The following is a 6,023-nucleotide window of genomic DNA, read 5'->3' on the forward strand; positions in this document are numbered from 1 at the left end:
GCCGGGGAGCCCGTCGACGAACGGCCTCCGGGCCGGGCCCGCGTCGCCCTGCGCCGCTTCGCCGCCAACCCCAACGCCGTCGCCGGCGCCGCCGTCCTCCTCCTGCTCTTCCTGCTCGCCTTCGTCGGGCCCCACCTCACCCGCTGGAGCCACACCGACATCGACTACGGCGCGCTGCGCCAGGCGCCGTCGGCCACCCACTGGTGGGGCACCACCCGCATCGGCCAGGACGTCTACGCGCAGGTGCTGCACGGCCTCCAGAAGTCCCTGCTCATCGGCCTGCTGGTGGCGCTGTTCGCGACCGTCCTCGCCTCCGTCGTCGGCGCCTGCGCGGGCTACTTCGGCGGCTGGACCGACCGGATCGTCACCTTCTGCATCGACCTGCTGCTCGTCTTCCCCGCGTTCCTGATCATCGCCATCGTCTCGCCCCGGCTGCGCGAGCTCGGCTGGCTCGCCTTCGTCGGACTCCTCGCCGTCTTCGGCTGGATGATCACCGCCCGGGTGGTCCGCTCGATGACCCGCTCCCTCAAGGAACGCGACTTCGTCCGCGCCGCGCAGCTGATGGGCGTGCACCCGCTGCGCATCGTCTTCCGGCACATCCTGCCGAACGTCTCGTCCTTCCTGATCGTCGACGCCACCATCGCCGTCGGCGGCGCCGTGATGAGCGAGACCGGCCTGTCGTACTTCGGCTTCGGCGTGCAGCCGCCGGACGTCTCGCTCGGCACCCTCATCGCCGACGGCTCCGACGCCGCCCTCACCTACCCGTGGATGTTCTTCTTCGCCGCCGGGCTCCTCGTCGTCTTCGTCCTCGCCGTGAACTTCCTCGGCGACGGCCTGCGCGACGCGCTGGACCCCACGTCGGCACAGCACCGCAGGCGCCGCCCGCGCCGGAAGGGAGGCCGGGCATGACCGGGCCGTACGCGGAGGCGTCGTCGGAGGCGTCACCGAATGCGACATCGAAGGCGTCGTCGACGACGGAAACGGAGGCCCCCGTTCTCGCCGTCCGCGACCTGCGCGTCGACTTCGCCGGGCCCGACGGGCCCCTGCCCGCCGTACGGGGCGTGGACCTCGCGCTGCGCCGCGGCGAAGTCCTCGGCCTGGTCGGTGAGTCGGGCTCCGGCAAGTCCACCGTCGCCCTCGCCGCGATGGGCCTGCTGCCGCGCACGGCACGCGTCCGCGGCTCGGTGCGTGTCGGCGGCGACGAGGTGCTCGGGGCGGGGGAGCGGGAACTGGCCCGGCTGCGCGGCCGCCGCATGGCCATGGTCTTCCAGGACCCGCTGTCCGCGCTCACCCCCGTCCACCGCGTCGGCGACCAGATCGCCGAGGCCGTACGCATCCACCAGGACGTCGGCCGTGAACAGGCCCGCCGTCGCGCCGTCGAACTCCTCGACCTGGTCGGCATCCCCGACCCCGGGCACCGCGCCCGGGCCTACCCCCACGAGTTCTCCGGCGGCATGCGCCAGCGGGCGATGATCGCCATGGCCGTCGCCAACGACCCCGACGTCATCCTCGCCGACGAACCCACCACCGCCCTCGACGTCACCGTGCAGGCGCAGATCCTCGACGTGCTGCGGACCGCGCAGCGCGAGACCGGTGCCGCCCTGCTGCTCGTCAGCCACGACCTCGGCGTGATCGCGGGCATGGCCGACCGGGTCGCCGTGATGTACGCGGGACGCGTCGTCGAGAGCGCCCCCGCGCCGGAGCTCTTCGCCGCGCCCCGCATGCCGTACACCATGGGCCTCCTGGGCGCCGTGCCCCGGCCCGGGGCCCGCGTGCTCACGCCCGTCCCCGGCACGCCGCCCGAACTCCGGCTGCTGCCGCGGGGCTGCGCGTTCGCGCCGCGCTGCCCGCTCGCCGACGACGCGTGCGCGGCGGCGGAGCCGGAGCTGGACGGTACGGAGGGGCACCGTGTGGCTTGCGTGAAGGCGGCCGAGGTCGCCGCGCGCGGTCTGACCGCCCCCGAGCTGTTCCCCGCCGATGTGCCCGCGGACGTACGGGAGGAGGTCCCCCGCGCCGAACTCCCCGCCGTCCTGCGGGTCGAGGGCCTCGCCAAGACCTTCCCCGTCCTCAAGGGTGCCGTGTTCAAGCGGCGGGTCGGCAGCGTGTACGCCGTGGACGGCGTGGACCTCGACATCCGGCGCGGCGAGACGCTGGGCCTGGTGGGGGAGTCCGGCTCCGGCAAGTCCACCACGCTCCTGGAGATCCTGCGGCTGGCCCCGCCCGAGGCGGGCGAGGTCGAGCTGCTGGGGCACGACGTCCGGGGAGTGACGAAGCGTCAGGCGCGGGAGCTGCGCGGCTCCGTACAGATCGTCTTCCAGGACCCGATGGCCAGCCTCGACCCCCGGATGACCGTCGGCGACATCGTCGCCGAACCACTGCGTGCGCAGGGCGCCGGGCGGAGTGCGGTGGCCCGGCGCGTTCCCGAGTTGCTGCGGCTCGTCGGTCTGGAGGCGGCCCACGCGGCCCGTTTCCCGCACGAGTTCTCCGGCGGTCAGCGGCAGCGCATCGGCATCGCGCGGGCCCTGTCCGTCGAACCGGAGCTCCTGATACTGGACGAGCCGGTGTCCGCGCTCGACGTCTCCGTGCAGGCGGGCGTCCTCAACCTGCTGCGGCGCCTCAAGGACGAGCTGGGGCTGGCGTATCTCTTCGTCTCCCACGACCTGTCGGTCGTACGGCACGTCGCCGACCGGGTGAGCGTCATGTACCTCGGGCGTACGGTCGAGTCGGGGCCGGTGGAGGAGGTCTTCGCCCGGCCTCGGCATCCGTATACGCGGGCGCTGCTTTCGGCTGTGCCGGTTCCTGACCCCTCGCTTGAGCGAGGGCGCGAGCGGATCTTGCTGGCGGGGGACCCGCCGAGCCCTGTGCTGCGGGTGGAGGGGTGCGGGTTTCGAGGGCGGTGCCCTCTGTATGCGACCGGGCTGGCGCCCGAGGCCAGGTCCCGCTGCGAGCGGGAGCGTCCTTTGGGGGCTGTCGCCTGCCACTTTCCGCACGGCGGGTAGGGGCGCCTGCCGGGTTGCCACCCGGGCCCGGTGGGCGACTGCGGGTCGTCGACGGCTGGTCGCGCAGTTCCCCGCGCCCCTTACGGGGCGCGCCCTTACGCGTCACCTTCCTGGTTGTGGGCAGGCGTTCCGCACGGCGGAACGGGTGGGCACAACCGGACCACCGGGCCGCACCACGACAACGGGGGTCCGGGGGCGGAGCCCCCGGTCACAGGGGCACGGTTACCTCAGTGCGCGGAACCGGAAAGCTGCAGGCCCATCACGCCCAGGATCACCAGGCCGATCGAGACGAGCTTCAGGGTCGAGACCAGGTCGCCCAGGAAGATCATGCCGTAGATGGCGGTGCCGGCCGCGCCGATGCCCGTCCAGACCGCGTAGGCCGGGCCCACGTCCAGCTTCTTCAGGGAGAGCGTCAGCAGGCCGAAGCTGCCGAGCGCGAACGCCGCGAACGCGATCGTGGGCCACAGCCGGGTGAAGCCGTGCGAGAGTTTGAGACAGACGGCGAAGCCCGTTTCGAGCAGACCTGCGACCACGACCAGCAGCCACGCCATCAGAATGCCTCCCGTGTCTCGTCGTGACCGCCGTCCGCCCGAATCTGTTTCCGGTGTGTTTGTTGCACTTGCCGGTGACGGTCACTCGCAAACGTAGGCGATCAGTCGCCTTCGCGCCGCTCCCTCGTGGCAAGGAGCCGCCGCAGGGAGTAGAGCCGCTGCGGTTCGGCGTGTCCGTCGGCCACCCACTGGTCCAGGGCACAGTCCTGCTCGTCGTGGCTGCACGCGCGCGGGCAGCCCTCCGTGCCGGGCTCCAGGTCGGGGAACGCGTGGATCACCCTGGCGGGGTCCACGTGGTGCAGGCCGAAGGAGCGTACGCCCGGGGTGTCGATCACCCAGCCGGAGCCGCCGGGCAGCGGCAGGGCCAGGGCCGAGGTCGTGGTGTGGCGGCCGCGGCCGGTGACCGCGTTCACATGGCCGGTGGCCCGCTGCCGGTCCGGGACCAGCGCGTTGACCAGCGTCGTCTTGCCGACGCCGGAGTGCCCGACGAAGGCGGTGACCCGGTCCCGCAGCCGCTCGCGCACCTGCTCGGCGGCGCCGCCGGAGGCCAGTTCCTCGCGGCTGGTGACGACGTACGGCACGCCGAGCGTGCCGTAGGACTCCAGCAGCTTGTCCGCCGAGGCGAGGTCCGACTTGGTGAGCACGAGCAGCGGCTCCAGGCCCGCGTCGTACGCCGCGACCAGACAGCGGTCGATCAGGCGCGGCCGCGGCTCGGGGTCGGCGAGCGCGGTCACGATCGCGAGCTGGTCGGCGTTGGCGACGACGACCCGCTCGAAGGGGTCGTCGTCGTCCGCCGTGCGGCGCAGCACGGAGGAGCGCTCCTCGACGCGGACGATCCGCGCCAGGGTGTCCTTGGCGCCGCTGAGGTCGCCGACCACGGCGACCCGGTCCCCGACCACGACCCCCTTGCGGCCCAGCTCACGGGCCTTCATCGCGATGACCGTGCGGTCCTCGACGAGGCAGGTCAGCCGCCCGCGGTCGACGGTGAGGACGAAGCCCTCGGCGGCGTCCTCGTGCTTCGGGCGGATGTTCGTCCGGGGGCGGTTGCCCTTGCGGTTGGGGCGGACGCGGACGTCGTCCTCGTCGGGGTTCTTGCCGTAGCGGCGCATGGTGCTCTTCCGCTCTTCTCAGGCCCTGGTCACCGTCGTCGCCCCCGCGACGGGTCCGAGCATCCCGGTCCACAGCTCCGGGAAGTCGGGGAGGGTCTTGGCGGTCGTCGCGACGTTCTCCACCTGGACGCCCTCGACGGCCAGGCCGATGACGGCCGCGGCGGTGGCCAGCCGGTGGTCCTCGTAGGTGTGGAAGACGCCGCCGTGCAGCGGGCGCGGGCGGATGCGCAGGCCGTCCTCGGTCTCGGAGACGTCGCCGCCGAGCGCGTTGATCTCCTTGACGAGCGCGGCCAGCCGGTCCGTCTCATGCAGCCGCAGGTGGGCGATGCCGCTCAGGACGGACTCGGAGTCGGCGAGCGCCGCGACCGCGGCGATCACCGGGCTGAGCTCGCCGACCTCGTGCAGGTCGGCCTCGATGCCGGTGATCCGGCCCGTGCCGGAGAAGGTCAGCCCGGCCTCGGTGAGCTCGCAGCGGCCGCCCATGGCCGTGAAGATCTCGCGCAGCGCGTCGCCCGGCTGGGTGGTGCGCTCGGGCCAGTCGGGGATGGTGACCCGGCCGCCCGTGACCAGGGCGGCGGCCAGGAACGGCGCCGCGTTGGACAGGTCCGGCTCCACGACCAGGTCGCGCCCGAGGAGGGCGCTGGGGGAGACCCGCCACACGTTCGGCTCGCCGCCGGACTCCGGGGTGTCGACCTGGGCACCCGCCATGCGCAGCATGTCCACGGTCATCCGGATGTGCGGCATCGAGGGCAGCACGGCACCGGTGTGCCGGACCTCTACGCCCTGGTTGAAGCGCGGCGCGGACAGCAGCAGCGCGCTCACGAACTGGGAGGACGAGGACGCGTCGATCTCGACGGGCCCGCCGTCCAGCCCCCCGGAGCCGTGCACGGTCAGCGGCAGCGCGCCGCGATCGTTGTCGTCTATGCGGGCGCCCAGCGCGCGCAGCGCGTCGATCACGCCGTGCAGCGGCCGCTCGTGGCTGCGCGGGTCGCCGTCGAAGCGGATGGGGCCGTCGGCCAGGGCGGCGACGGGCGGCAGGAAGCGCATGACGGTGCCCGCGTTGCCCACGTCGACGGCGGCCGGGCCGTGCAGCCGGGCCGGGATGATCCGCCACGCCTCGCCGGAGCCGGCGGAACCGGTGGTGCCGGAGCCCGCGCCGGTGGAGCTGGACGAGACGGTCTCCTCGATGCCCACGCCCAGGGCCCGCAGCGCCTCCGCCATCAGCAGGGTGTCGCGCGAGCGCAGCGGCCTGCGCACCCAGCCGGGCTCGGCGGCGAGGGCGGCCAGGACCAGGGCGCGGTTGGTGACCGACTTCGATCCGGGCACGGTGACCGTCGCGTCGACGGCCCCTGTCGCGGTGGGGG

5 protein-coding genes are annotated in these 6,023 nt (G+C 73.6%); 2 read left to right on the forward strand and 3 right to left on the reverse strand.

The window, feature by feature from the left end:
- Together K6I34_RS29580 and K6I34_RS29585 are read left to right on the forward strand one after the other, a co-directional pair.
- Window positions 1-909 (forward strand): ABC transporter permease (locus K6I34_RS29580; RefSeq protein WP_229330555.1); only part of this gene is annotated, 909 nt, incomplete at its 5' end.
- Window positions 906-2,999 (forward strand): ABC transporter ATP-binding protein, encoded by a 2,094-nt coding sequence (locus K6I34_RS29585; protein WP_229330557.1) that lies wholly within the window; start codon window positions 906-908, stop codon window positions 2,997-2,999. The genes K6I34_RS29580 and K6I34_RS29585, both read left to right, overlap by 4 nt.
- 227 nt (window positions 3,000-3,226) lie before the next feature.
- Here the strand turns inward: K6I34_RS29585 and K6I34_RS29590 are convergent, their stop codons facing one another.
- The 3 genes from K6I34_RS29590 to aroA all read right to left on the reverse strand — a co-directional run.
- Entirely contained in the window at window positions 3,227-3,550 is a 324-nt protein-coding gene (locus tag K6I34_RS29590; protein ID WP_121799623.1) for a multidrug efflux SMR transporter, read from the reverse strand.
- A 101-nt stretch (window positions 3,551-3,651) separates the two neighbouring features.
- Entirely contained in the window at window positions 3,652-4,659 is a 1,008-nt protein-coding gene (gene rsgA, locus K6I34_RS29595) for a ribosome small subunit-dependent GTPase A (protein ID WP_229330559.1), read from the reverse strand.
- Between the two features lie 18 nt (window positions 4,660-4,677).
- Window positions 4,678-6,023 (reverse strand): 3-phosphoshikimate 1-carboxyvinyltransferase (aroA, locus tag K6I34_RS29600; RefSeq protein ID WP_229330561.1); only part of this gene is annotated, 1,346 nt, incomplete at its 5' end.

This window comes from Streptomyces sp. UNOC14_S4 (assembly GCF_020740835.1).
Classification (GTDB): domain Bacteria; phylum Actinomycetota; class Actinomycetes; order Streptomycetales; family Streptomycetaceae; genus Streptomyces.